Raw genomic sequence first — 23,716 nt, 5'->3', positions numbered from 1 at the left:
GACGCGGTCGCGCGCTGCTTGAGCGCCTTTCGATCAAGAATGGGGGCCGCGGTGCAAACTGCGGCCCTTTTCTATTGTGCCGCAGGAGCCGCCGCCGCCCCGCCCACCGTCAGCCGGGCGAACTCGGGCAACAGGCCGCGCCAGATGGCGAGGTGGTCGATGAGCTGGTCGGGGCCGTCGCCGGTCAGCAGGACGTCGTACTGGACCACAGCCGAGGCGGGGGTGGTGCCCTCCGGCGCCTCGTAGATGGCCTTCAGGAAGCGGCGGTCTCGGTTCCAGCCGTTGATCTTGTCCGGCGTGATGGTGGCGCTGGAAACGCCGGTCGAGAACTGCAGGTCCGAACACATGCCGGCCGTGTCGCAGGACTGGAAGAACAGCAGCCAGCTGAGACCGTCGGCCGAGACGCGGACGAAGGTGCGGCCCTCGTCGGTCTGGACCGGGCCGGGGGTGGTGCCCTGTGTGGTCAGCCAGGCGATGACGGCGGCGGGCGCGACCCCCTGGACCATCCGGGCCGGTGCTGCGGCGACCGGACGCACAGCGGGGGCGGCGGCGACAGGCGCTGTCGGGGTCTGGGCCAGCGACAGGTCGGGCGCGGCGAGGGCGAGCACCGCGACGGCGGCGAGGGCGAGGGTCATGGGTAGTGTCTCCTGAGCGCGGTCAGACTAACTGGCAATAAGGCGAAGTTGTGAGACTCTATTCATGCGTCGCCTTCTCCAGCCAGCTGGCGCTGGCCATTTCGCGCAGGCGCGACGCGGTACGCTCGAACTCGAAGGCACCGTCGCCGCAGGGATACAGAGCCTCGGGCTCGGCGGCCGAGGTGGCGACCAGCCGGGTTCCGGCTTCGTAGAGGGCGTCGATCAGGGTGACGAACCGCGCCGCCTCCTGACGGTTCTCGGGGCCGAGGCGGGGGATGTCGGACACGAACAGGGTGTGGAACCGCCGGGCCACCGCCAGATAGTCCTGCGGCCCCAGCGGCCGGGCGCAGAGGTCGGCGAAGGAACTCCGCGCCATGGACCCGGCGGTGCGTTCGACCACGACGTCGCGGCCCAGGACCGTCAGATGCGCCGGTTCCTCGGGCTCGCCGCCCTTGAGGTCGTACCACAGGGTCTCGAAGGCCTGACGCCCCGCCCCACCATCGGCGAACCAGACCGGCGAGCCCATCAGGCGATCCAGCCGCCAGTCGCGGGCACCCGCGATCTCGATCACCGCGCAGCGCGCCTTGATCTCGTCGATAAAGGGCACGAACAGCGGACGGTTGATGCCGTCCTTGTAGAGTTGATCGGGGCTGCGGTTCGAGGTCATGGCCAGGACGACCTTCCTCTCGAACAGGGCGTCGAACAGCCGGCCCAGGATCATCGCGTCGGCGATGTCGGTGACCTGGAGCTCGTCGAAGCACAGCAGCCGGGCCTCCGATGCGATCAGGTCGGCGACCGGCTCGATCGGGTCGTCGCCCCTGTGGGTACCGAACACGGCCTTGCGGCTCTTCCGGTCGCCCTCGCGCCACTGACGGACCAGGTCGTGGACGCGAGCCATGAAGGCGTGGAAATGGGCGCGGGTCTTTCGCGGCTCGGGCGAGGCCGAGACGAACAGGTCCATCAGCATGGACTTGCCGCGCCCCGGCGGCCCCCAGATGTAGAGCCCGCGCACCTCCGGCTGTTTGCCGAACAGCCCCTTCTTCGACAGGTCCTCCTCCAGCCGCTCCAGGGCCGCGATCAGGGGGACCTGCGCCGGATCGGGGGCGATCACGCCTTCCTCGACGCGGATGTCATAAGCGGAACGAATACGGGAGCCCATCGAACTGGGGCATAGTCTTGCGCAAGCGATGTGAAAAGCGATGACTTCGCCCGCGCGAAGGCTTACATGCCTCGCCCTGCCGCAAGAAACCTTGCAGCAGACACGAAACCAACACCCACGCACCAACCGCGCTCAAGCAGCGAGGCTCCGCGAGCCGAGCGTTAGCGCGTCCGAAGGACTAAGATCATGGGCTATCGCGTCGCCGTCGTAGGCGCCACCGGCAATGTCGGCCGGGAAATGCTGACCATCCTCGAGGAACTGAACTTCCCCGTCGAGATCATGCACGCGATCGCCTCGCGAAAATCCAAGGGGATGGACGTCGCCTGGGGCGACAAGACCATCAAGTGCGAGGACATGGAGACGTTCGACTTTTCCACCGTCGACATCGTCCTGATGTCGGCCGGCGGGACCGTGTCCAGGGCCTGGTCGGAAAAGATCGGCGCGGCCGGTCCGATCGTGATCGACAACTCGTCCGTCTTCCGCATGGACAAGGACGTGCCCCTGATCGTGCCCGAGGTGAACCCGGACGCGGTCAAGGATATCAAGAAGAACATCATCGCCAACCCGAACTGCTCGACGGCCCAGCTGGTCGTGGCGCTCAAGCCCCTGCATGACGCGGCCAAGATCAAGCGCGTCGTGGTCTCGACCTATCAATCGGTGTCGGGCGCCGGCAAGGAAGGCATGGACGAGCTGTGGAACCAGACCAAGGCCATCTATGGCCTGGGCGACGCCAAGCCGAAGAAATTCCCCAAGCAGATCGCCTTCAACGTCATCCCCTACATCGGGTCGTTCAACGAGGACGGATACACCGACGAAGAGGCCAAGATGTGGAACGAGGTCCACAAGATGATGGACCCCGAGATCAAGCTGACAGTCACCTGCGTCCGTGTGCCGGTGTTCGTCGGCCACTCCGAGGCCGTGACCGTCGAGTTCGATCGCCCCATCAGCCCCGACGAGGCCCGCGCCATCCTGCGCGAGGCCCCCGGCGTCCTGGTGGTCGATAAGCAGGAGCACGACGGCTACATCACCCCCGTCGACGCGGCGGGCGAGCACGCCGTCTATGTGTCGCGCATCCGCAAGGACCACACGGTCGAGAACGGCCTGTGCTTCTGGGTCGTGTCCGACAACCTGCGCAAGGGTGCGGCGCTGAATGCGGTGCAGATCGCCCAGCTGCTGGACGAGACGGGGACGATCAAACCGTCGACGGGGTATCGTTCGATCGCGGTTTGATCTCTTGACCCTCTCCCGGCGGGAGAGGGCTTGAGGCTCGCAGAGCGCAGCGATGCGCTAAGCCGAAAGGGTGAGGGATTACGGTGCGTCCCGGCGAGGGAACGCCCCTCACCCTTTCGCGCAAGACCGATCGCCTGGCGGCTCTCGGGCGCTCAAGCCCTCTCCCGATGGGAGAGGGAGGAAATATCATGCCCTCTTCACCCGCCCCCACCGAAACCCGCAATGCCCTGATCGCGGGGCTAGTCTGCTACGTCCTGTGGGGCGTGTTTCCCCTGCTGTTCATGGCCATGGCCAGGGCGGGGTTTTCGGCGCCCGAGATTCTGGCCCAGCGGGGCTTGTGGGCCGTGGCGTTCGCTGCCGTGCTGGTCCTGGTCACGGGGCGGCTGGAGCAGGTCCGGCGGGTGCTGACCACGCCCGCGACCCTGGGCTGGCTGGCCCTGTCCACGGCGATGATCCTGATCAACTGGGGGGCCTATGTCTGGGCCACCACCAACCATCACACCCTGGAGGCCAGCCTCGGCTACTACATCAATCCGCTGCTCAACATGGTGGCGGGCCTGGTCGTGTTCCGCGAGCGGATCGACCGGTGGGGCTGGATCGCCATCGGGGCGGCGGCGGTCGGGGTGGTGTTGCAGGCGATCGCGCTGGGCCGGGCCCCGTGGCTGTCGCTGGTCATCGCCTTCAGCTTCGCTGCCTACGGCATCATCCGCAAACGGGTGGATGCCGATGCCCAGACCGGGCTGTTCGTCGAATGCCTGCTGATGATCCCGGTCGGGATCGGCCTGCTGCTGTGGCTGAACCAGACGGCCGACGTCGTCGGCTTCTCCAACCCCGCGCACTGGGGCTGGGCGATTTCCAGCGGTCTGGCCACCGTCCTGCCCCTGGTCCTGTTCGCCTGGTCGGCGCGGCGGCTCCCGCTGTCGACCATCGGCTTCCTGCAGTTCCTGGCCCCGACGCTTCAGTTCTGCATCGGCGTGGCCTCGGGCGAGCCCCTCACGCTGCTGAGGATTCTGTCGTTCGGCTTCATCTGGGCCGGGGCGGCCGTCTTCGCCGGGGCCGCCCTGTGGCGCAGGCGGGCCGAGCGACAGGCGATCCGGCTTCAGATCCCCGAATAGAGGGCGTCGATCAGCCTCCGCGCGCGCGGATCGCCGATCAAATGGTGCGACTGGCGGGTCATGACATAGGCGGCCGACAACTTCGCATCGGCGTCGGCAAAGGCGCATGAGCCGCCCCAGCCGCAGTGACCGACCGCGTCCGGATTGGGCCCGAAGATGCCGATCCCGGCGTTGCGGGTGTATCCGGCACCCCAGCTCAGGGTGAAGGGCAGGACGCGGTCCAAGCCGTGGATGCGTTCGCGGCTCGCGGCCTCCACTACCTCCGGCGACAGGATCGCCTTGCCGTCCAGCAGGCCGTCGTTGGCCAGGACGTTGAGGATGCGCGCGATGTCCAGAGCCGTGCCGTGCAGGTTGGCCGACGGAATCTCCATCGTGCGCCACTCGGCCGACCCGCGCCCGCCGGGGGCCGAACCCTTGTCGAGGAAGGCGGCGGTCTTGACCGCATCGATGGGGCCGAGGTCCACGGCCTTGCCCGGCTTGCGCATCGTCGCCACGCGGCCGTGCTCCGTCTCGGGCAGGCCGATCCACAGGTCGAGACCGAAGGGCTGGGCGAAATCCTCGCGCAGGGCCTGGCCCATGGAGCGGCAGTCGGCGCGCCGGAACACCTCGCCCGCCAGATAGCCGATGGTGATCGGGTGATAGCCGGACGCCGTCCCCGGCGGCCACATCGGCACCTGTTCACACAGCCGGTCCAGCACCGCCTGTCGGTCGAACCAGATGGTCGGATCGACCGGCGCGTCAAAGCCCGGCAGGCCGTCCTGATGCGACATCATTTGCGCCAGGGTGATCTTGTCCTTGCCGGCCTGGCCGTACTCGGGCCAGATCTCGGCGACCGGCCGGTCGTAGTCCAGCAGGCCGCGCTCGACACAGGTCGCGATCAGCAGGGCCATCACCGCCTTGCCGGTCGAGAACACCGGCGTCAGCGTGGTCTCCGTGAACGGCGTAGGGGCACGCGGATCGGCCATCCCGGCCCACAGGTCGATGACCGTCTCGCCCGCCACCACGACGCTGAACCGCGCGGCCTGTTCGTCCAGGCCTTCGGGCGCATCGGTGAAGTTGGCCGCGAAGGCGTCACGGACGGTGGCGAACCGCGCCGGGCAGACGCCGTGGATCTCGGGCAGGTCGGTCATGCGGGGGCGGCCGAAAGCGGCGTCAGTCCTGGATCAGATCCGGGTCCGGGCCCTCGCCGGCCTCGAAGGCGGCCTGGGCGGCCTTGCGTTCAGCCTTCTTGGCGGCCTTTTCGGCGGCCTTCTTGGCGTCGGCGCGCTCGCGCTCCTGGCGCTCGAAACTGTAGTTGGGCTTCCTGGCCATGGATCTCAGACTTCCTTCTTCAGCGCCCCTGTGTGAGGCAAGATGGGGTCCGGGACAACCGCTGACCAGATCAGGACCCGGATCATGGCTTGAGACGACGCGCGTGATCCGTCACCCTGTCGCCATCCTATGAACGCCCCGATCCATCATCCCCCCGCCCTGGCCCCTGCCCTGGAAGGCGTGACGCCGGTCATGGCGCAGTTCCTCGCGGCCAAGGCGGCGCAGCCGGATGCGATCGTCTTCTTCCGCATGGGCGACTTCTACGAGCTGTTCTTCGAGGACGCCGAGGTGGCGGCCGGGCTGCTGGGCATTACCCTGACCAAACGGGGCAAGCATCAGGGTGGGGACATCCCCATGGCCGGGGTGCCGGTCCATGCGCTGGACGGCTATCTGGCGCGGCTGATCCGGGCCGGAAAGCGTGTCGCCATCTGCGACCAGATCGAGACGCCGGCCGAGGCGAAGAAGCGCGGCTCCAAGTCGATCGTGGCCCGCGACATCGTCCGCGTGGTCACGCCGGGCACATTGACCGAAGACACATTGCTGGACGCGCGGGGTGCCAACCGGCTGGCGGCGGTCGCCGTGCGCAAGGGCCGGGCGGCGGTTGCGGTGGTCGAGCTGTCAGCGGGGGCGGTGGATTCGGTCGCCTGTGATCTCGCCGACCTCGCCGCGACCCTGGGGGCGTTCCGGCCGTCCGAGGTGCTGGTCACCGACAAGGCCTTTTCCGATCCGGAGCTGAAGGCCGCGCTCGACGGGTCGGGCGGCATCGTCCAGGCCCTGGCCTCGGCGGTCGCCGAGCCGGTGGCGGCACGCAGCCGGGTCGAACGGCTGTACGGCGTGGCCTCGCTGGATGGGTTCGGAGCCTTCGAGGAGGCGGAGGTTTCGGCGCTGGGCCTGATCGCCGCCTATCTGGAGACGACCCAGGCGGGGCGGGTTCCGGCCCTGGCCCCGCCGCGCCGCTCGGGCGATGTCGGCTTCCTCGCCATCGATCCGGCGACCCGCCAGAGCCTGGAAATCGACCGAAGCCAGAGGGGCGAACGCGAAGGATCGCTGCTGGCCTGTATCGACCGGACCCTGACGTCCGGCGGCGCGCGGGCCCTGGCCGAACGGATCGCACGGCCGCTGCGCGATCCGGCCCGGATCAATGAGGGTCTGGACGCCGTCGAATGGTTGCTGGAACGGCGCGATCTGCGGCGCGACCTGAGGGACGGCTTGCGGGCCTCGGCCGATGTGGCGCGGGCGGTATCGCGCCTTGCGCTCGGACGCGGCGGACCACGCGACCTGGCGGCCATCCGGATCGGACTGAGCCTGGCCGAAGGGATTGGCGGGCTGTTCGTCCGATCGCCGGACCCCCTGACCGGGCCGCCGGCGCGCATCGTCGCCTGTCTGGACGGCCTGACCCTGTCGCCCGAGGTGGCGGGCCTCATGGTCGAACTGGCCGAAGGGCTGGTGGAGGAACCGCCGCATCTGGCGCGCGACGGCGGTTTCGTGCGGCCCGGCTTCCGGCCCGAGCTCGACGAGGCCCTGGGTCTGCGCGACGACAGCCGCAGGGTCGTCGCCGACCTTGAGGCGCGGGCCGTGCGCGAAAGCGGCGTGCCGTTCAAGGTGCGCCACAACGCCGTGCTGGGATATTTCCTCGAGACCACGGCCAAACACGCCGAGCCCCTGTTCCGGGCCGGGCCCGACAACCCCTTTATCCACCGCCAGACCCTGGCGGCCCAGGTCCGGTTCACCACCGTCGAACTGTCGGAACTGGACGCCAAGATCAGTCAGGCGGGACATCGCGCCCTGGCCATGGAGGGCGAGACCTTCGAGGGCTGGCGACGCACGGTCCAGCGTCTGGCCCAGCCGCTGCAGGCCGTGGCCGATGCGCTCGCCGACCTCGACGCCACGGCGGCGCTGGCCGAATGGGCGCAGGAGGTCGGGGGCGTGCGCCCCATCGTGGACGACAGCCGCGCCTTCGAGGTCCAGGCCGCGCGTCACCCCGTCGTCGAGGCCGCAGTCAAGAAGGCCGGCGATCCCTTCACCCCCAACGACTGCCGGCTGGACGGAGCCCCGCTGCCGGGGTCAGGCTGTCCGCGCCTGTCGATCGTGACCGGGCCGAACATGGCCGGCAAGTCGACCTTCCTGCGCCAGAACGCCCTGATGGTGGTCCTGGCCCAGGCCGGCAGTTTCGTGCCGGCGCGATCGATGCGGCTGGGGGTCGTCGATCGGCTGTTCAGCCGGGTGGGGGCCGGAGATGACCTGGCGCGCGGCCGCTCCACCTTCATGATGGAGATGGTCGAGACCGCCGCCATCCTGACCCAGGCCACGGACCGCAGCTTCGTCGTGCTGGACGAGATCGGGCGGGGTACGGCGACCTATGACGGCCTGGCCATCGCCTGGGCCTGCGCCGAGGCCCTGCATGAGACCAACCGGTCGCGGACCCTGTTCGCCACCCACTATCACGAGCTGGCGCGGCTGGAGGAGCGGCTCGACCACGTCTGCAACCTGTCCATGAAGGCGCGCGAGTGGAACGGCGACCTGGTCTTCCTGCATGAGGCGGCACCCGGCGCGGCGGACCGGTCCTACGGCGTTCAGGTCGCAAAGCTGGCGGGGGTGCCCGCCTCGGTCGTCGCCCGCGCCAAGGCGGTACTAGACCGGTTGGAGGCCGAAAAGGCCGCCCACGACCGCCTCGACGACCTGCCCCTGTTCGCCATGATGGAACCGGCCCCGCCGCCGATGCGATCGGCCATGGACGAGGCCGTCGCGGCGCTCGACCCGGACGCCCTCAGCCCGCGCGAGGCGCTGGAGGCGCTGTATCGGCTGAAGGCGTTGAGAGGGTAGGTGTCGCCTCTCCTCCCCATCGCTTCGCGACAGGAGGAGAAAAGGTCAGGGCATCGCCGCTCTTGCCGCGCCAGCCGGCTTCCTCGGCGCGTATCCATAGTCGATCACGCACATATAGCTGAACACCGTGTGCGGCCCGCAGCCGACGCCGGCGCGGACGTATCCGGGGCGGAACAGGTTCACGCGGTGGCCCCGGTCGCGGACGTTGTCGTCGACCAGCAGCTGGATGATGACCTCGCGCGCAGTGTCATAGCCGTAGGAGATGTTCTCGCCGCCATACGGCTCGCCGCCGCGACGGGCGACGCGGGTGGCGAAGTCCCAGCCGTCGGAGGAATGGTGGCCGATATAGCCGGCCGGTCCCTGATCGCGCGCATGGTCGGCGGCGGCCAGGCCCAGGATGGTGTCGGGCTGAAGCGGTGGCATCGGCGACTGGGCCTGGAGGAATCGGATCGCTTCGTCGACGGCGGCGACGCCCTCGCGGGTCTGGATCGAGATACGGCCTGGGCGAATGACGACGTCGCCACGAAACTGGGCGCGATACGCTTGCAGGACAGCGACATAGCCCTGCGGGTCGGCCCGCATCAGGTTCATCTCGTCGAAGACCTCGCGTGACAGCTGGCCGGCACCCCCGCCGGGGCCGGTGCTGGCCGGCATGGCGGTCACGAGACGATCCGTCGCCCCCAGGGCCATGAGGCCCGGGGCAGCGCAAAGCACCGCTGCGGCGAATAGAAAGCGTTTCAAGAAGTCAGCCCCGACTTGTTGACGCGACACTGCCTCAGGAAATCACGGGTTTCCAGACCACACGCCCGTCAGGCGAAGCTTGGCGACGAGGTGTCGCATGAGACCCACAGATTCCCGGTCGATGGCGTCCAAACGGTCAAGGATTGTGCCTATAGTGTGCGGGCCGATGTCCGCCGCTCCCCCCGCCACGACCGAACTCTCCGACCTCGACCGGCGTCTTGACGCCCTGGTCGGCGGGCCGAACGTGCGGGCCGAGGTCGCGGCGCTGCTGGGCGCGCACCATGCCGCCGCCCGCCACAGGATCGGGTCGAAGCTGGCGAACGGCCTGGGCGGGGTCGAGGTGGCGCGGCTGTATTGCCAGGCGGCCGACGAAATCCTGATCGCCCTGTGGCGGTTCACGACCGAGACCCTCTATCCGTCGCCGGCCCCCAATGAGGCCGAGCGGCTGTCGCTGATCGCGGTCGGCGGATACGGGCGCGGCGTCCTGGCACCGTTTTCGGACCTGGACCTGTTGTTCCTGCGGCCGTGGAAGACGACGGCGCGGACGGAGACGGTGGCCGCCTTCGTCCTCTATGTGCTGTGGGATCTGGGCCTGAAGGTCGGGTCGGCGGCGCGGGCGGTCGAGGAATGCCTGGCCCTGTCGCGCACCGACATGGTGGTGCGGACGACCCTGCTGGAAGCGCGGTATCTGGCCGGCGACCGGTTGCTGACCGAGGATTTCCTGTGGCGGTTCCGGGGCATGGTGACCAACGCCGATCCCCGCCCCTTCATCGCCGCCAAGCTGGAGGAACGGGCCGCGCGGCACGAGAAGGTCGGGGCAGTGCGATACCGCGTCGAGCCCAATATCAAGGACGGCAAGGGGGGCCTGCGCGACCTCAACACCCTGTTCTGGATCGCGCGGTCCCTGGCGCCCAATTCGGTGCTGGGCGCCGCCGTTCTGGACGACCTGCTGACGGCGCGCGAACGCCGCACCTTCGAGGAGGCGTTCGACTTCCTGTGGCGGGTCCGGGCTCACCTGCACCTGACCGCCGGGCGGGCCGAGGAAAAGCTGACCTTCGACCTTCAGCCCGAGGTGGCGCGGCGCATGGGCTGGCGCGGGCGGGGCGACGAGCCGGCGGTCGAGCGGTTCATGCGCCGATACTTCCTGGTCGCCCGCGACGTCGGGGCCCTGACCCGCGCCATGAGCGCGACGCTGGAGGCGCGCCAGCAGAAGAAGACCATGAGCCTGTCGCGGCTGATCCCCGGGCGAAAGCGGAACCTGGGCGTGCCCGGTTTCATCGAGGAAGGCGGGCGGCTGTCGGTGACGGGGCCGGAGGTGTTCGCCGACGATCCGGTGAAGCTGCTGAAACTGTTTGTCTGCGCCGACCAGCACGACCTTGACGTCCATCCCCACGCCTTTTCGGCGGTGACCCGGTCCTTAGGGCTGGTGACGCCGAAACTGAGGCGCAATCCGGAGGCGACGGCGGCGCTGCTGCACATCCTGGCGCACGGCGCGCGGCCCTATCGGGTCCTGACCATCATGAACGAGACCGGGTTGCTCGGCCGGTTCCTGCCCGAGTGGGGGCGGATCGTCGGCCAGACCCAGTTCAACATGTACCACGCCTATACGGTCGACGAGCACACGCTTCAGGCCATCGGCATCATCAACGACATTTCGCGCGGCAAGCTGAAGCACGACCACCCCAACGCCTCGGCCATCATCCACCTGATCGCCGATCCTGAGGTGCTGATGCTGGCCATGTTGCTGCACGACGTCGGCAAGGGCGGCGAGCGGGGCCAGCTTGAAGACGGTGCCATCGCCGCGCGCCGGGCCTGCGAGCGGCTGGGGGTCGATCCGCGCCGGATCGAGCTGGTGGTCTGGCTGGTGCGGAACCACCTGGCCCTGTCCGACTATGCCCAGAAGCGCGACACCTCGGACCCCGCCACCATCCGCAGTTTCGCCGAATTGGTCGGCGATCCCGAGCGCCTGCGCCTGCTCCAGGTCCTGACCGTCGCCGACATCCGGGCGGTGGGCCCGGGCGTGTGGAACAGCTGGAAGGGCCAGCTGATCACCAGCCTGTACAACGCCACCGAGGCCCTGTTCCGGGGCGAGGACGTGCAGGCGCTCGATCCCCTGGCCGACCATGCCGACCTTGTGGCGCGGGCGGCGCAGACCGGCGCTGCGGTCGAGACCCGTCAGGGACCGGGCCGGATCGAATCGACGACCCAGATTTCTCTGGCCGCCCGCGACCGGCCCGGCCTGTTCGCCGACCTGACCGCTGCGCTGGCCGCCGCCGGAGCCGACGTGACGGGCGCACGGGTCGCCACCACGCCGGACGGCACGGTGCTGGACGTGTTCCAGGTCCAGGACGGGGCCGATGCCCCCTATGGCCAGAACGAGCCGCGCCGCCTGACCACCCTGGTCGCCGCGCTGGAAGCCGCAGCGCGCGGCGAGACCCCGATCGCCCCTCCGCCGATGCCCGCCGCCACCCCGCGCCGGGCCGTTTTCGACGTGCGGCCCGTGGTGATGATCGACACGGCGGCGTCGGATACTGCCACGGTGATCGAGGTCTCGGGTGCCGACCGGCCGGGGCTGCTGGCCGAGCTGTCGCGCACCCTGACGGACCTGGGCCTGTCGATCCGCTCGGCCCATGTCGCTGGCTATGGCGAACGGGCGGTGGACAGTTTCTATGTCGTCGATCGCAAGGGCCGAAAGGTCTTTGCCGAACAGTTGCTGATCGAGATCCAGACGGCGCTGGAGGCGGTGCTGGAACGCACGCCCGCCGCCCCGGCCGGCAGGCGCATCACCGCCGCCCGGGCCAGTGCCCGCGACGTCTCCGACCTGAACCGCCCGATCCGCCGAAAGGCCGTTTCACCGGTCTCGGAAGCGCGCTAAGCGCCGACCATGAGCCTGGCCCGCAACACCATCGTCCAGTCGACCCTGACCCTGGGCAGCCGCATCCTGGGGTTCGCGCGCGATCTGGCCCTGTCGGCACGGTTCGGCCAGGGGCCGATGATGGACGCCTGGGCCACGGCGATCATGCTGCCCAACCTGTTCCGGCGCCTGTTCGCCGAGGGCGCCTTCGCCCAGGCCTTCGTGCCCATCTACGGCGGGGTCCGTGCCGCCGAGGGCGAGGAGGCCGCCGCCGTCACGGCGTCCGAGGCGCTAAGCTTCATGTTCGCGGTCGTGACCGCATTCTGCATCGCCATGCAGGTCGCCATGCCATGGATCATTCCGCTTCTGATGTCGGCCTGGAAGGACGATTCAGGGGTCATGCGGGTCGCCATCACCGCGACCCAGCTGGCCATGCCCTATCTGGCCTGCATGACCATCGCCTCCCTGCTGTCGGGAGTGCTGAACACGGCGGGCAAGTTCGCCCTGACGGCCGGGGTCGGGGCGTTTCTCAACGTCTGCACCCTGATCCCGCTGCTGGCACCAGAATTCCTGCCGATGAGCCAGCCCGACACGCTCAAGGCCGTCACGGCGGCGGTGACGGTGTCAGGCCTCGTCCAGGCCGGCCTGTTGTGGTGGGGCGTCCGGCGACTCGGCGTCCGCCTTCGCATCCACTGGCCCAGGGTCACGGCCAGCGTGAAGACGACGCTCAAGCTCGCCATTCCCGGTGCCATGGCCGGCGGCGCGTTGCAGCTCAATTCGGTGGTCAGCCAGGTGCTGACCGGGTCGGACGCCGGCGCGCGCTCCGTACTCTACAACGCCGACCGCCTGTATCAGCTGCCGCTCGGCCTGGTGGGCGTCGCCATCGGCCTGGCTTTGGTGCCCCGCCTGACCAAGGCCTTCGTCTCCGGCGATCACGAGGGCGGCCAGCGGACGCTCGACGACGGCATCACCCTGGCCATGGCCTTCACCCTGCCCGCGGCCATCGCCTTGTTCGTCATGCCCTTCGTGGTCATCGACGCGACCATGACGCGCGGGGCCTTCACCACCGCCGATGCGGCGCGGACGGCCGACGCCCTGCGCCAGTTCGCCTGGGGGGTGCCTGCCTTCGTCCTGGCCAAGGTCCTGACCCCGCCCTTCTTCGCGCGGATGGACACGCGCCGTCCGATGATCTTCGCCGTCACTTCCGTGGTCATCACCGTCGTCCTGGGAGCCGGGCTGTTCTTCTGGTTCAGCCGGATCGGCGTCGACGGCGTCCAGGGCCTGGCCATCGCCACCTCGGTCTCGGCCTGGGTCAATGTCGCCTTGCTGGGCGGGACCCTGATCCGCGAGAAGGCCTGGCACGCCTCGCCCCGGTTCGTGTCCCGCATCGCCCGCGTCTTGGCCGCCAGCGCCGCCATGGCCGGGGTGCTGTTCGCCGCCAGCGTCTTCTACGAAGACCTGTCACGATGGCTGCTGGCCAAGGAGATCGCGGTATTGGTGATCTGCGGCGTCGGCGGCCTGGTCTATGCCGCCTGCCTGATCGCCTTCCGCGCCGTGACCCCCGCCGAGCTCAAGGCCGTGCTTCGTCGCGAGCCCGGCGCGCCGACGCCGAACGCGGGTCTGGAGTAAAGTTCTCCTCCCCGTGCGTAGCATGGGGCTGCGGGCGGCTCGTATACGAGCCGTCCTCAGGCAGCGAGCCGCTTGCGCGTTGACGGAGGGGACGACTCGATCTGTCCATGGGCGTCTGACAGCCCTCACCGTCGATAGCGTGTTGCCCCCTCCGTCACGGCCCTGAAGAGGGGCCGAGACACCTCCCCATCGCTTCGTGACGGGGAGGAGAAGCTTGCCCTCCGCCCTTCGCTAGGGCATCTGCCGCCCCATGTCAGATGCTGCTCCCCCAGCCGTTCCCGCCTATACCGGCCCGCGCCGGGTGCTGTCCGGCATCCAGGCCTCGGGCGCGCTCCACCTCGGCAACTATCTGGGGGCTCTGAAGCGGTTCACCGAGCTTCAGGACGCAGGCGCCCCCTGTTTCCTGTTCGTCGCCGACCTGCACGCCATCACCGTCTGGCAGGACCCCGCCAAACTGGCCGCCCAGACGCGCGAGATCGCCGCCGCCTATCTGGCCTCGGGCCTCGACCCTGCCCGCTCGATCATCTGGCCCCAGTCGGCGGTGCGCGCCCATTCCGAGCTGGCCTGGGTGCTGAACTGCGTCGCCCGCCTCGGCTGGCTGGACCGGATGACCCAGTTCAAGGAGAAGTCGGGCAAGCACAAGGAGCGGTCGAGCGTCGGCCTCTATACCTATCCGGTGCTCCAGGCGGCCGACATCCTGCTGTACAAGGCGACCGAGGTTCCGACCGGCGAGGACCAGAAACAGCATCTGGAACTGACGCGCGACATCGCCGCCAAGTTCAACACCGACTTCGGCGTGCCCGGCTTCTTCCCCCTGCCCGAACCCCTGACCCAGGGGCCCGCGCCCCGGGTCATGAGCCTGCGCGACGGGGCGGCCAAGATGAGCAAGTCCGACCCGTCGGACCAGAGCCGCATCAACCTGACCGACGACGCCGACACCATCGCCGGCAAGATCAGGAAATCCAAGACCGACATGGGGGTGATGCCCGAGGTCGGCGAGGCCCTGGACGACCGGCCCGAGGTCAAGAACCTGATCGCCATCTATGCCGCCCTGTCGGACCAGACCAAGGACGCCGTCACTGGCGAGTTCGCGGGCCAGGGCTTCGGCGCCTTCAAGCCCCGCCTGGCCGACCTGGCCGTCGCCTCGCTGGCCCCGGTGACCGAGCAGATGCGCCGCCTGATGGCCGATCCCGCCGAGATCGACCGCGTCCTCAAGGACGGCGCCGAACGGGCGGCGGCGATCGCCGACCCGGTAGTGGACGAGGTGAAGTCGATCGTGGGCTTCTGGCGCTGAGTCAGAGCGTCAGACGTCGCTGGCCGGGTCTGTAGGTTCGGCCGGTTTGGGCGCGACCGATTCATCGGTATCGACCAAGGCGTCCTTGGTTGGCTCTGCAACCCGCCGCAGATGCCGTTCGACTGCGATCAGCAGGAAGAAGAACATCACGACTAGAAAGCCGCCGATGATCTGCAACGCCAACATCAGGCGAGGTCCGATCTTGGAACGGGTCTCTTCGCGAGCGTAGCGTTTGTCGGCCGCGGCCTGGGCGTTCGCCTCGGCCCGTTGAGCCCAGATGACCCGGAATGCGTCATCGGCTCGACCAAAGGCCACCGTTGGGCTGACGATGCCTTCCGGATAGGCTGCGACACAGCGTTGAACTGGGACACTGCGGGTCACGTTGCAACCATAAGGCTGATAGAACCAGTCCGAGCAAGCCGTGCTGTTGGAATCCCACATCGTGCGCCGCTCATACTCGGTGGTGCAGCTTTGTGCGGTCTTTTGCGCCGCCTTGTATTCCTGCAATTGTCCCAAAGCCGTCGCGTCGGCCATCGCAGCGGCGACGGCGGTCTGAGCCTGTTGCTGGTAAGCCGTGTTTTCCACGAATAGCTTTGTCGCCGGCACTTCGCCGCTGGCATAGGTTTCCAAATCATAACCCAGGGCCGACATAAGTTCGGCCTGAGTGAGAGTCGTATCCTCGGATTTCTTGTAAGCTTCCGAGGCCTTTCGATAGACCGAATAGTAGACCGAGAAGACCTTGCTCGAAAACTCGGCATGGGCCGCACGAACGTGAGCAGGGATTTGTGCATCCCCACGCTCGGCAGCGGGCGGCGGCATTTTCATCGCAGCAATCACTTCAGCTGGAGCCACGGCCGTGGGCTCTTGCTTTACATCCGTGACGACCGCAAATCGCCACAGCCCGTCCAGTGCGAACCCTGCAGCGGCGATCAACGATATGGTCGCAACCGTCAGGACCGCGATCCGCAGAATGGCCAGATAGACGCTCTCGATTCGGTCGATCGAGAGACGATTCTTCAGCTTCTTCATGAGGCCCCCCGACCTTGGCTGTTACGCTGCACGGACCTTAGGTGCATCATGGTTGATCATACAAGTTTAAGTTTCGAGGTCGGCCAAACCCGCTCTGACTGGTCTAGACCTGAGCGTTCGCGCATTTCGGACCTGACGTTCGCCGAAGACTGGTCGCGGTCTCTCGACCCCGGCATTCTGCGCCCATGACCCTGGACCATCCCCTTGATCGACCGACGTGGAACGCCCTGATCTCGCGGCTGGCCGGATTCGCCATAGGGGATGCGAGGGCGGTGCGTCTCGATCCGGCCTGTGGCGTGTTCCTCGCGGCGGCTGACGACGGTCCCGAGGCGCGGGCGGCGATGACGGAGCTGGCGCGGCTCTATCCAGGTTCTGGCATCGTCGAGCGGGCGGGCGGGCCGATGGACGGGGTGTTGCCCGACGGGGCCGAGGTCGTGGGCGGCTATCCCTGCGTTCAGATGGTCTGTTCCGCCCTGACGGCAGGTGGCGGGGCGACGATGGATGCCGAACCTCTGGGCGAGGCCCATGCGCCTGAGATGCTGGCCCTGGCCACCCTGACCCAGCCGGGGCCTTTCCGCGAGCGGACCCATGCGCTCGGCGGATTCTTCGGCGTAAGGCGCGACGGCCGGCTGATCGCCATGGCGGGGCGGCGGATGCGGGTTCCGGGGTTCAGCGAACTCAGCGCCGTCTGCGTCCACCCCGATCATCGCGGCCAGGGTCTGGCCGGGGCCCTGTCGCGGATCGTGGTCTCGGATATACTGGCCGAGGGGGATCACGCGTTTCTGCACGCGAAGGCGGAGGCTGCGACGACCATCCGCCTCTATGAAAGCCTGGGATTCTCCGTGCGAATCCCGGTCAGCTACACCGTGCTGGCCTAGAGCCCCCGCAAAAACGCCTCGAACCGGCCCACCGCAACCTGGGTCAGGGCGGGGTCATGGCGCATGGGCATGGCCCCGGTCGGTTCGTCGAAGGAGTGGGTGCCCTCGGCGATCCAGGTTTCGATACGGGCACCCTGATTGCGGTGATCGGCGAAGATGCGTTCGGCGTTGCGCACCGTGGTCAGGTGGTCGCTGCGCGCGATGACCACCTCGGTGCGGGGCTTGTGCCGCCACGGCCGGGCGCGGGCCGTCGCCATGAAACCCACATAGGGGTAGGCCAGCCAGGCCCCCTTCAGTCCCGCCAGCGAGGCCGACCCGGTGTCGGCGACGCCCAGTTCGCCGGGCCGGGTCCGGGGGGCGGCCAACAGTTCCATGATGCCCCAGCCGCCGTGGCTCCAGCCCGCGACGGCGATCTTGCTCGCATCGACGTCCGCGCGGGCCGAGACGCCCTGGATCGCCGCCAGCACATCGCCGCCCCGGTCATGGCCCCTCAGGGTCGCGCCGGTGCAGACCATGGACAGGGCGAACATGCGGCCCCAGCCGCGCGGCGCGTAGCTGTCGACGATGAAGGCCCGCCACCCGGCCGCCTTGGCCGCCGCCGCATAGAGCGGCAGATGCGGCCGCATCCCGCCGCAGCCGTGGAACAGGATCACCGCCGGTCGAGGGCGGGCGTCGTCGGGCCCGACGACGATGGTGTTGGGCAAGAGCTTGGCCCAGCGTTGGGAGAGGGTGTCCATGGGGTGATCCTAAGCTGTTCTCGGCCGTCGGGTCGAGAAGCCAGAGGGCCGTCTACCTCTCCGTTCGCGAAGCGGTCAGGATGAGGGACGCGGTCTCACCGGTAAAGGACTCGGCCTGCTCCCCGGGCATCCTTCTCCCCTTGCGGGAGAAGGTGGCAGCCGAAGGCTGACGGATGAGGGGTCGCACGGTTGAATGGAGTGGGTTGAGCGAGCGCCGATTCCGAAGGTCTGCGTGACCCCTCATCCGACTTCGCTTCGCTCAGCCACCTTCTCCCGCAAGGGGAGAAGGAAATCTCGCTTGTCCGACCCCCCTTACGCCGCGCGGGCCTGGTCGATCGTGAGCTCGGCGGGGCGCATCACCGGCAGGTCGAAGCTGACCACCGTGCCGCTGCCGGGTTCGCTGTCCATGGTCATCAGGCCGTGGTGCATCTCGATCAGGGACTTGGTCAGGGCCAGGCCCAGGCCGGTGCCTTGCGTGGTCTTGGAATGCTGGCCCTCAACCTGTTCGAACGGGCGGGCCAGCCGGCCGAGGTCCTCAGGGGCGATGCCGATGCCGGTATCGGCGACCGCGACCTTCTGGCGGCCGCGATCGATCTCTCGCACCGAGACGGTGACCGACCCGCCCTCCGGCGTGAATTTGATGGCGTTGGAGATCAGGTTCAGCATCACCTGCTTCATCCCGCGCTGGTCGGCGTCGATGTCGGGTAGCTCCGGCGCGTCCAGCACCAGGGTCAGGCCCGCCTCCTCGGCCTTGCCGCGCATGAGCCTGAGCGCGTCCTCGCAGACCTCCTTCAGCGACACCTTCTCGTAGTGCAGGGTCATCTTGCCGGCCTCGATCTTGGCCATGTCGAGGATGTCGTTGATCAGGCTGAGCAGATGCTGGCCCGACTTCAGGATGTCGCCCGCATAGCCCTTGTAGCGGGCGTCACCGACGGGGCCGAACATCTCGCCGGCCATGATTTCGGAGAAGCCGTTGATGGCGTTCAGGGGGGTGCGCAGTTCGTGGCTCATATTGGCCAGGAACTCGGACTTGGCCTGGTTCGCGGCCTCGGCCCGGGTCATTGCGATCTCGTATTTGCGGGCCAGCAGGCTGAGCTTTTCCTGGCTGGATTCCAGCTGGTCGACCGTGGCCCGCAGGGAGGCGGCGGCGCGCTGGGTCTCGGCCTCCTGGCGCTTGATGGTGGTCAGGTCGGTGGCGGTGACCACAGCCCCGCCGTCCGAGGTGAACCGCTCCGACAGCTGCAGCCAGCGGCCGTCGTGCAGCTCGACCTCATGCACCCCGGCCCGGTCGCTGGAGGCCGGATGTTCGCATTTGATGGCCAGGGCCGCGATCCGGTTCAGCTCGTCCTTGGAGGCGCCGCGCCGGGTCATCTCGGGCTGGAGGCCGAAGGCATCCTTGAAGGCCTGGTTGCACAGGATCAGCCGGCCCTGGCGGTCGAACAGGGCAAAGGCGTCGGACACGCTCTCGATCCCGTCACGCAGCCGGCTCTCGGCGGCCTGGGCATGGGCCTTGGCGCGGCGGGCCTCGGTGATGTCGAGGGCGACGCCCAGGATGGACGCGAACCCTTCCTCGGTGCGGGCCCCGCGCGCCTGGCCCCGGGCGTCGATCCAGCGCACGGCACCGTCGAGGCCGGTGACGGGAAAGGTGGTCTCGAAGGCGCCGAAGGTCGCGGCCTGGCTCAGGGCGTGCTGGACGATCTCGCGGTATTTGGGATGGACCCGGGCGAAGACCTCTTCGGCCGCGACCACCCCGCCCTGGGGCAGGCCCAGCAGGGTCGCCATATAGTCGGAGATCACCACCTCCTCGACCTCGAGGTCCCATTCCCAGACGCCGCACCGGGCCGCCTCGACGGCGACGCGGAACCGGTGTTCGGTCTCGGCCCAGTCGCGACCGGCGCGCTTCTGTCGCCACCGTTGCAGCAGCAGCAGGACGATCACCAGCAGGCCCAGGGCGATCGGCGCGGCCAGGACCCAGACGTCGCCCAGCAGGCTGGTGGCCCCTCCGGCACGACGCGAGGCCAGGGCGTGAAGACCGCTGGACCCGAGCGGAGCGGCGACGGTGTGCAGGGCGAGGCCGTTCGGACTGCGCGTATCGATCGACCCGGTGGCTGCGGACAGGGTCGAGCCATCGACGGCGGGATGATCGACCCCGGCGACCGGGACGACCGGACCTCCGGGCAGGGCCAGCGACAGGGAGACCCCGTCCTCGCCCACCGATCCGGCCGGCGCGGTCAGGGGAATCCGCGCGACCAGCCGGTTGCCATTGCCCACCGAGCGCTGCACCAGGGCCTTGCCGTCGGTCGCGACACCGAGTGCGGCCGGTGCCGAGGCCGGTGTGTTGCCGGCCTGGACGAAGGCCCCGCCCGGTGCGCCCGCGGCGGCCAGGGTCTCGCCGGTCGGGGACATCACCGCGAAGGCGGTTTCGGGAGCCAGGGCCCGGGCCGCCTCGACGGCGTCCAGCGGTCGGGTCGGACGGGCGCGCAGGGCAGCGGCCCCGGCCGTCATCGCCGCATCGGTCGCCCGAAGCCGGGCGTCCATCTCGGCGGCGAACAGCCGGGCGTCGTCGGCGATGACGCGAGCGCGCAGGGTTTCCAGCTCACGCTCGGGCCGGGCCGTCTCTCGCGCGACCAGCAGGACATAGGCAGCGACGCACAGGGCCAGGGTCAGGACGCCGACGCGGATCCATCTGGCCAGCGTTCCGCCACCGGCGTCCGAAGCCCGGCGGCCTGCTCCCTGATAGCGGCGCTCCGTGCCCCGCAAGGCCTTCTCCCCGTTCGTCCAGACGCATGACAGGCCGATGCGGACCTTCGGGCGCGCACGATTCGCTGAAGCCTTGAATCTAGGCTGCGTCGCGGAATCCTGTCGAGGCTTCGTTAACCAAACCTTTGGACGATTCAGGCAGCGACGCGGGGCCTCGGCGCGGCCTGTTCAGGCGGCGGGGCCAGGACGTCGGTGACGGTCTTGAGCACCTCGCGGGCCCTGCGGGCCAGGGCCAGGGTCTCGGGCGGGGCGTCGTCGGGGCTTTCGGCGACGCTGTCGACCAGGGCCTGGGCCAAGGCCAGCAGGCGCGGCGCGGCGGCGATCAGCCGGGCCTGGAACTCGATCCGCTCGGGATCGCGGTCGTATTCGGCCCCCGGCACGCGCCAGCCGCCCCAGTCGGCAGGATCGGTGACCACGACGGGATAGGTGCCCGGCACCGGATGATGCGGCACATCGTCGGCCTGTTGCCACTTGTTGCGGGCCCGGAGCAGCCGCCAGTCGCCCAGGTCCGACCCCGCCTCGTCCTCGACCGGCAGCATCAGCTCATTGGCCAGAAACTCGCGACCCAGGCCGATGTCGTAGGTGACCCGGACCGGTTCGTCGAAACCCTTGGCCCAGACCGGCTGGACCTTTTCGATACTGGCCCATGCGCCGACGCATTCGACCCAGACCTTCTGGCCCTTTTGAAACTGTGCGCGCGCCATTCTGGCCCTCCGATATCAACCGGCACACTAGGCACCGCCGTCTTGACGCCCGGTGTGCGGAAAGGGTGAAGCGAAGGTGAATGGCTTTCAGGGTCTGCGACCTCCCGCCACTGGACGCGGGGCCCCTGCGGCGCGACAAGCGGCCATGGCATCGCCCTTCACCCATGACGTCATCATCGCCGGCGCCGGCATGGCCGGAGCCACATTCGCCCTCGCCGCCGCGCAAGGGGGGCTGAAGGTCGTCCTGATCGATCCCCAGCCTTTCAGCGCCCAGCTGGCCCCGACCTTCGACGGGCGGTCGACGGCGGTGGCCTATTCGACCTTCCGGATGCTGGACGCGCTGGGCATCGGCGAGGCCCTGCGGCCGAACGCCTGTCGCATGGATCACATCCTGGTCACCGACGGACGCCGTCCCGGCGCGGCGTCCAAGGCGATGTCCCCGGCCTATCTGCGGTTCGACGCGGCCGAGATCGGCGACGCCAACGGCGGCGAGCCCCTCGGATACATGGTCGAGAACCGCCACATCCGCGCCGCCCTGGCGCAGGGCGTGACGGATGCCGGGATCGAGGTGCGGGCCCCTGCGTCCGTCGCGTCGGTCACCACCGACGGCTTCGGGGCGAGTGTGACCCTGACGGATGGCACGGTTCTGAGGGCACCTCTGGTCGTCGGGGCCGAGGGGCGGGGTTCCGTCGTGCGCAAGGCCGCCGGCATCGGCACGGTCGGCTGGACCTATGGCCAGAGCGGGGTCGTGGCCACGGTCCGGCTGGGTCGGCCCCACGGCGGCGTGGCCCACGAATATTTCCTGCCCTCGGGCCCCTTCGCCATCCTGCCCCTGACCGACCAGCGCGCCAGCCTGGTCTGGACCGAGACCACCCGCGCGGCCGAGGCCCTGCGCGACTGTTCGGACGAGGCCTTTCAGTCGCACCTGATGCGGCGGTTCGGCGAGTTCCTGGATGGCGCGACGCCTGAGGGCCCCCGCTTCGTCTATCCGCTGGCGCTCGACCTGGCCGAGGCTCTAACCGCGCCGCGCACCGCCCTGATCGGCGACGCGGCCCATGGGGTGCATCCAGTAGCGGGCCAGGGGCTGAACATGGGGCTGAAGGACGCCGCCGCCCTGGCCGAAGTGCTGATCGAGGCGATGCGGCTCGGGCTCGATATCGGCTCGGTCGGGGTGCTGGAGCAGTACGCCCGCTGGCGCCGGTTCGACAATGCGGCGCTGGCGGCCGGTTTCGACGGCTTCGTGCGGCTGTTCTCCAACGACCACGCTCCGATCCGGCTGGCCCGGGACCTCGGCATGGCGGCCGTCAACCGCATCGGGCCGCTCCGCCGCGCCTTCATGCGCGAGGCCGGCGGCGCGACGGGCGATCTGCCGAGGTTGCTGCGAGGCGAGGTGGTGTAGTTCTCCTCCCCGTTCGCCGCTTGGCGAATGGGGAGGTGGATCGCCGCACTTGCGGCGAGACGGAGGGGGCGACTCGCTCTGTCCGATCAGACCCGAGCGACCCTACCCCAGGCACCGAGTCGCCCCCTCCGTCACGGCGCTGAAGAAGCGCCGCGCCACCTCCTCATTTGCTCCGCAAACGGGGAGGAGAATTACGAAAACTCCGCCTCCAGGTCCGCCAGCCGGGCGGCCTGATCCTCGGCGATCAGGGCGTTCAGCAGGGGGTCGATGTCGCCCTCGATGATCTGGGGCAGGCTGTGCAGGGTCAGGCCGATGCGGTGGTCGGTCACCCGGCCTTGCGGATAGTTGTAGGTGCGGATGCGTTCGGAGCGATCGCCCGAGCCGACCTGGGACTTGCGCGCATCCGAGCGGGCGTTGTCCTTCATCTGGCGCTGCATGTCGTAGAGGCGCACCCGCAGGTTCTTCATCGCCTTGTCGCGGTTGACGTGCTGCGACTTTTCCGAGGACGTCACCACGATCCCGGACGGGAAGTGGGTGATGCGCACGGCGGAATCGGTCTTGTTGACGTGCTGGCCGCCCGAGCCGGAGGCGCGGAAGGTGTCGATACGGATGTCCTTGTCCTGGATATCGATCTCGACGTCCTCGACCTCGGGCAGGACCGCGACCGTGGCGGCCGAGGTGTGGATGCGGCCTTGCGTCTCCGTCGCCGGGACGCGCTGGACCCGGTGGACGCCTGACTCGAACTTGAGCCGGCCAAACACGCCGTCGCCGGTGACGGTGGCGATGATTTCCTTGTAGCCGCCGGCGTCGCCCTCGGTCGCCGAGTCCAGTTCGACCCGCCAGCCGCGCGTCGAGGCGTAGCGCGAATACATCCGGAACAGGTCGCCGGCGAAGATCGCGGCCTCGTCCCCGCCGGTGCCGGCGCGAACTTCCAGCACGGCCGAGGCATTTTCGTCGGCGTCGCGCGGGGCCAGCAACAGGGCGACGTCCCGCTCCATGTCCGGCAGCCGGGCGTTCAGGGTCTCCAGCTCGTCGGCGACCATGGCCGCCATCTCGGGGTCCTCGGCCATCCCGGCCAGATCCTCGATCTCGGCGCGCGCCCGGGCCAGGGCCTGAACCGCGTCGGCGACCGGCTTCATCTCGGCGTGCTCCTTGGACAGGCGCACGATCTCCTGTCCATCGCTGGCCGCACCCATCCGCGCCTCCACCTGGTGGAAGCGGTCGAGCACCTGATCGAGCCGGGCCTGGGGCAGTCGCAAGGGAGAGGTCACCTGTTCTGGAAAGAGGGCGGTCTTTACGCCGACAGACGCCGTGATGTCGATGCGGCCGAGCCCGCCGTGCGGCCGATCCGCGCGATGGCGAAATTGTGACCGCCATGTGAGCCGGTCTCACGTTGGCGTCAGAGGCGGTTACGGACA

General features: G+C 68.9%; 18 protein-coding genes. 8 read left to right on the top strand and 10 right to left on the bottom strand.

Translation table 11 applies throughout. The features are described from left to right. Positions 1-71: 71 nt before the first annotated feature. Positions 72-635 (bottom strand): YbjN domain-containing protein, encoded by a 564-nt coding sequence (locus tag ACILQR_RS00320; protein WP_395649530.1) that lies wholly within the window; start codon positions 633-635, stop codon positions 72-74. Positions 636-693: 58 nt separating this feature from the next. Further along, complete coding sequence (gene zapE / locus ACILQR_RS00315; protein ID WP_395649529.1) at positions 694-1,794, bottom strand: cell division protein ZapE; 1,101 nt, start codon at positions 1,792-1,794, stop codon at positions 694-696. Positions 1,795-1,980: 186 nt separating this feature from the next. On the opposite strand from zapE, the gene ACILQR_RS00310 reads away from it, so the two are divergent. Further along, a complete protein-coding gene (locus ACILQR_RS00310) occupies positions 1,981-3,024 on the top strand; it encodes an aspartate-semialdehyde dehydrogenase (protein ID WP_395649528.1) in 1,044 nt (347 codons plus the stop codon). 188 nt (positions 3,025-3,212) lie between these two features. Continuing rightward, positions 3,213-4,139, top strand: a complete 927-nt coding sequence (gene rarD / locus ACILQR_RS00305) for an EamA family transporter RarD (RefSeq protein ID WP_395649527.1) — start codon at positions 3,213-3,215, stop codon at positions 4,137-4,139. Here rarD and ACILQR_RS00300 read toward each other — a convergent pair. Both ACILQR_RS00300 and ACILQR_RS00295 read right to left on the bottom strand, forming a co-directional pair. After that, positions 4,124-5,269, bottom strand: coding sequence for a serine hydrolase domain-containing protein (locus ACILQR_RS00300; protein ID WP_395649526.1), 1,146 nt, complete (start codon positions 5,267-5,269; stop codon positions 4,124-4,126). The genes rarD and ACILQR_RS00300 overlap by 16 nt on opposite strands. 22 nt (positions 5,270-5,291) lie before the next feature. Further along, a complete protein-coding gene (locus tag ACILQR_RS00295; RefSeq protein ID WP_395649525.1) occupies positions 5,292-5,450 on the bottom strand; it encodes a hypothetical protein in 159 nt (52 codons plus the stop codon). A gap of 129 nt (positions 5,451-5,579) precedes the next feature. Between ACILQR_RS00295 and mutS the strand changes: the two genes are divergently transcribed. Further along, positions 5,580-8,273, top strand: a complete 2,694-nt coding sequence (mutS, locus tag ACILQR_RS00290) for a DNA mismatch repair protein MutS (protein ID WP_395649524.1) — start codon at positions 5,580-5,582, stop codon at positions 8,271-8,273. Between the two features lie 45 nt (positions 8,274-8,318). Here mutS and ACILQR_RS00285 read toward each other — a convergent pair whose 3' ends face one another. Then, entirely contained in the window at positions 8,319-9,014 is a 696-nt protein-coding gene (locus tag ACILQR_RS00285; RefSeq protein WP_271146761.1) for a CAP domain-containing protein, read from the bottom strand. 166 nt (positions 9,015-9,180) lie between these two features. On the opposite strand from ACILQR_RS00285, the gene glnD reads away from it, so the two are divergent. The 3 genes from glnD (at position 9,181) to trpS (ending at position 14,791) form a co-directional block, all read left to right on the top strand. Then, complete coding sequence (gene glnD, locus ACILQR_RS00280; protein ID WP_395649523.1) at positions 9,181-11,889, top strand: [protein-PII] uridylyltransferase; 2,709 nt, start codon at positions 9,181-9,183, stop codon at positions 11,887-11,889. Positions 11,890-11,898: 9 nt separating this feature from the next. Further along, on the top strand, positions 11,899-13,497 hold the full coding sequence (murJ, locus tag ACILQR_RS00275) for a murein biosynthesis integral membrane protein MurJ (RefSeq protein WP_395649522.1): 1,599 nt from the start codon (positions 11,899-11,901) through the stop codon (positions 13,495-13,497). 250 nt (positions 13,498-13,747) lie between these two features. After that, complete coding sequence (gene trpS, locus ACILQR_RS00270) at positions 13,748-14,791, top strand: tryptophan--tRNA ligase (RefSeq protein ID WP_395649521.1); 1,044 nt, start codon at positions 13,748-13,750, stop codon at positions 14,789-14,791. Positions 14,792-14,800: 9 nt separating this feature from the next. Here the strand turns inward: trpS and ACILQR_RS00265 are convergent, their stop codons facing one another. Next, the gene (locus ACILQR_RS00265; RefSeq protein ID WP_395649520.1) at positions 14,801-15,820 is read right to left on the bottom strand and encodes a hypothetical protein; all 1,020 of its coding nucleotides are present in this window, start codon (positions 15,818-15,820) and stop codon (positions 14,801-14,803) included. A 185-nt stretch (positions 15,821-16,005) separates the two neighbouring features. Between ACILQR_RS00265 and ACILQR_RS00260 the strand changes: the two genes are divergently transcribed. Further along, positions 16,006-16,698 (top strand): GNAT family N-acetyltransferase, encoded by a 693-nt coding sequence (locus ACILQR_RS00260; RefSeq protein ID WP_395649519.1) that lies wholly within the window; start codon positions 16,006-16,008, stop codon positions 16,696-16,698. Here ACILQR_RS00260 and ACILQR_RS00255 read toward each other — a convergent pair. From ACILQR_RS00255 to ACILQR_RS00245, 3 genes are all read right to left on the bottom strand, one after another. Next, entirely contained in the window at positions 16,695-17,435 is a 741-nt protein-coding gene (locus ACILQR_RS00255; RefSeq protein ID WP_271146267.1) for a dienelactone hydrolase family protein, read from the bottom strand. The genes ACILQR_RS00260 and ACILQR_RS00255 overlap by 4 nt on opposite strands. Before the next feature lie 312 nt (positions 17,436-17,747). Then, positions 17,748-20,195 carry an ATP-binding protein gene (locus tag ACILQR_RS00250; protein WP_395649518.1) on the bottom strand — a complete coding sequence of 816 codons (2,448 nt, stop codon included), beginning with the start codon at positions 20,193-20,195 and terminating at the stop codon, positions 17,748-17,750. A 134-nt stretch (positions 20,196-20,329) separates the two neighbouring features. Continuing rightward, a complete protein-coding gene (locus ACILQR_RS00245; protein WP_395649517.1) occupies positions 20,330-20,899 on the bottom strand; it encodes a hypothetical protein in 570 nt (189 codons plus the stop codon). A gap of 145 nt (positions 20,900-21,044) precedes the next feature. Here ACILQR_RS00245 and ACILQR_RS00240 point away from each other — a divergent pair, with 145 nt between their 5' ends. Then, on the top strand, positions 21,045-22,298 hold the full coding sequence (locus ACILQR_RS00240; RefSeq protein ID WP_395649516.1) for a UbiH/UbiF/VisC/COQ6 family ubiquinone biosynthesis hydroxylase: 1,254 nt from the start codon (positions 21,045-21,047) through the stop codon (positions 22,296-22,298). A gap of 191 nt (positions 22,299-22,489) precedes the next feature. Here ACILQR_RS00240 and prfA read toward each other — a convergent pair whose 3' ends face one another. Continuing rightward, positions 22,490-23,557: a peptide chain release factor 1 gene (prfA, locus tag ACILQR_RS00235; protein ID WP_292152368.1), complete on the bottom strand. Its 1,068-nt coding sequence runs from the start codon at positions 23,555-23,557 to the stop codon at positions 22,490-22,492. Positions 23,558-23,716 lie beyond the last annotated feature (159 nt).

Source organism: Brevundimonas sp., from assembly GCF_044239655.1.
Classification (GTDB): Bacteria; Pseudomonadota; Alphaproteobacteria; order Caulobacterales; family Caulobacteraceae; genus Brevundimonas.
Note: the sequence above shows the minus strand (reverse complement) of the source record. Positions and strands in the feature narration are given on the sequence as shown.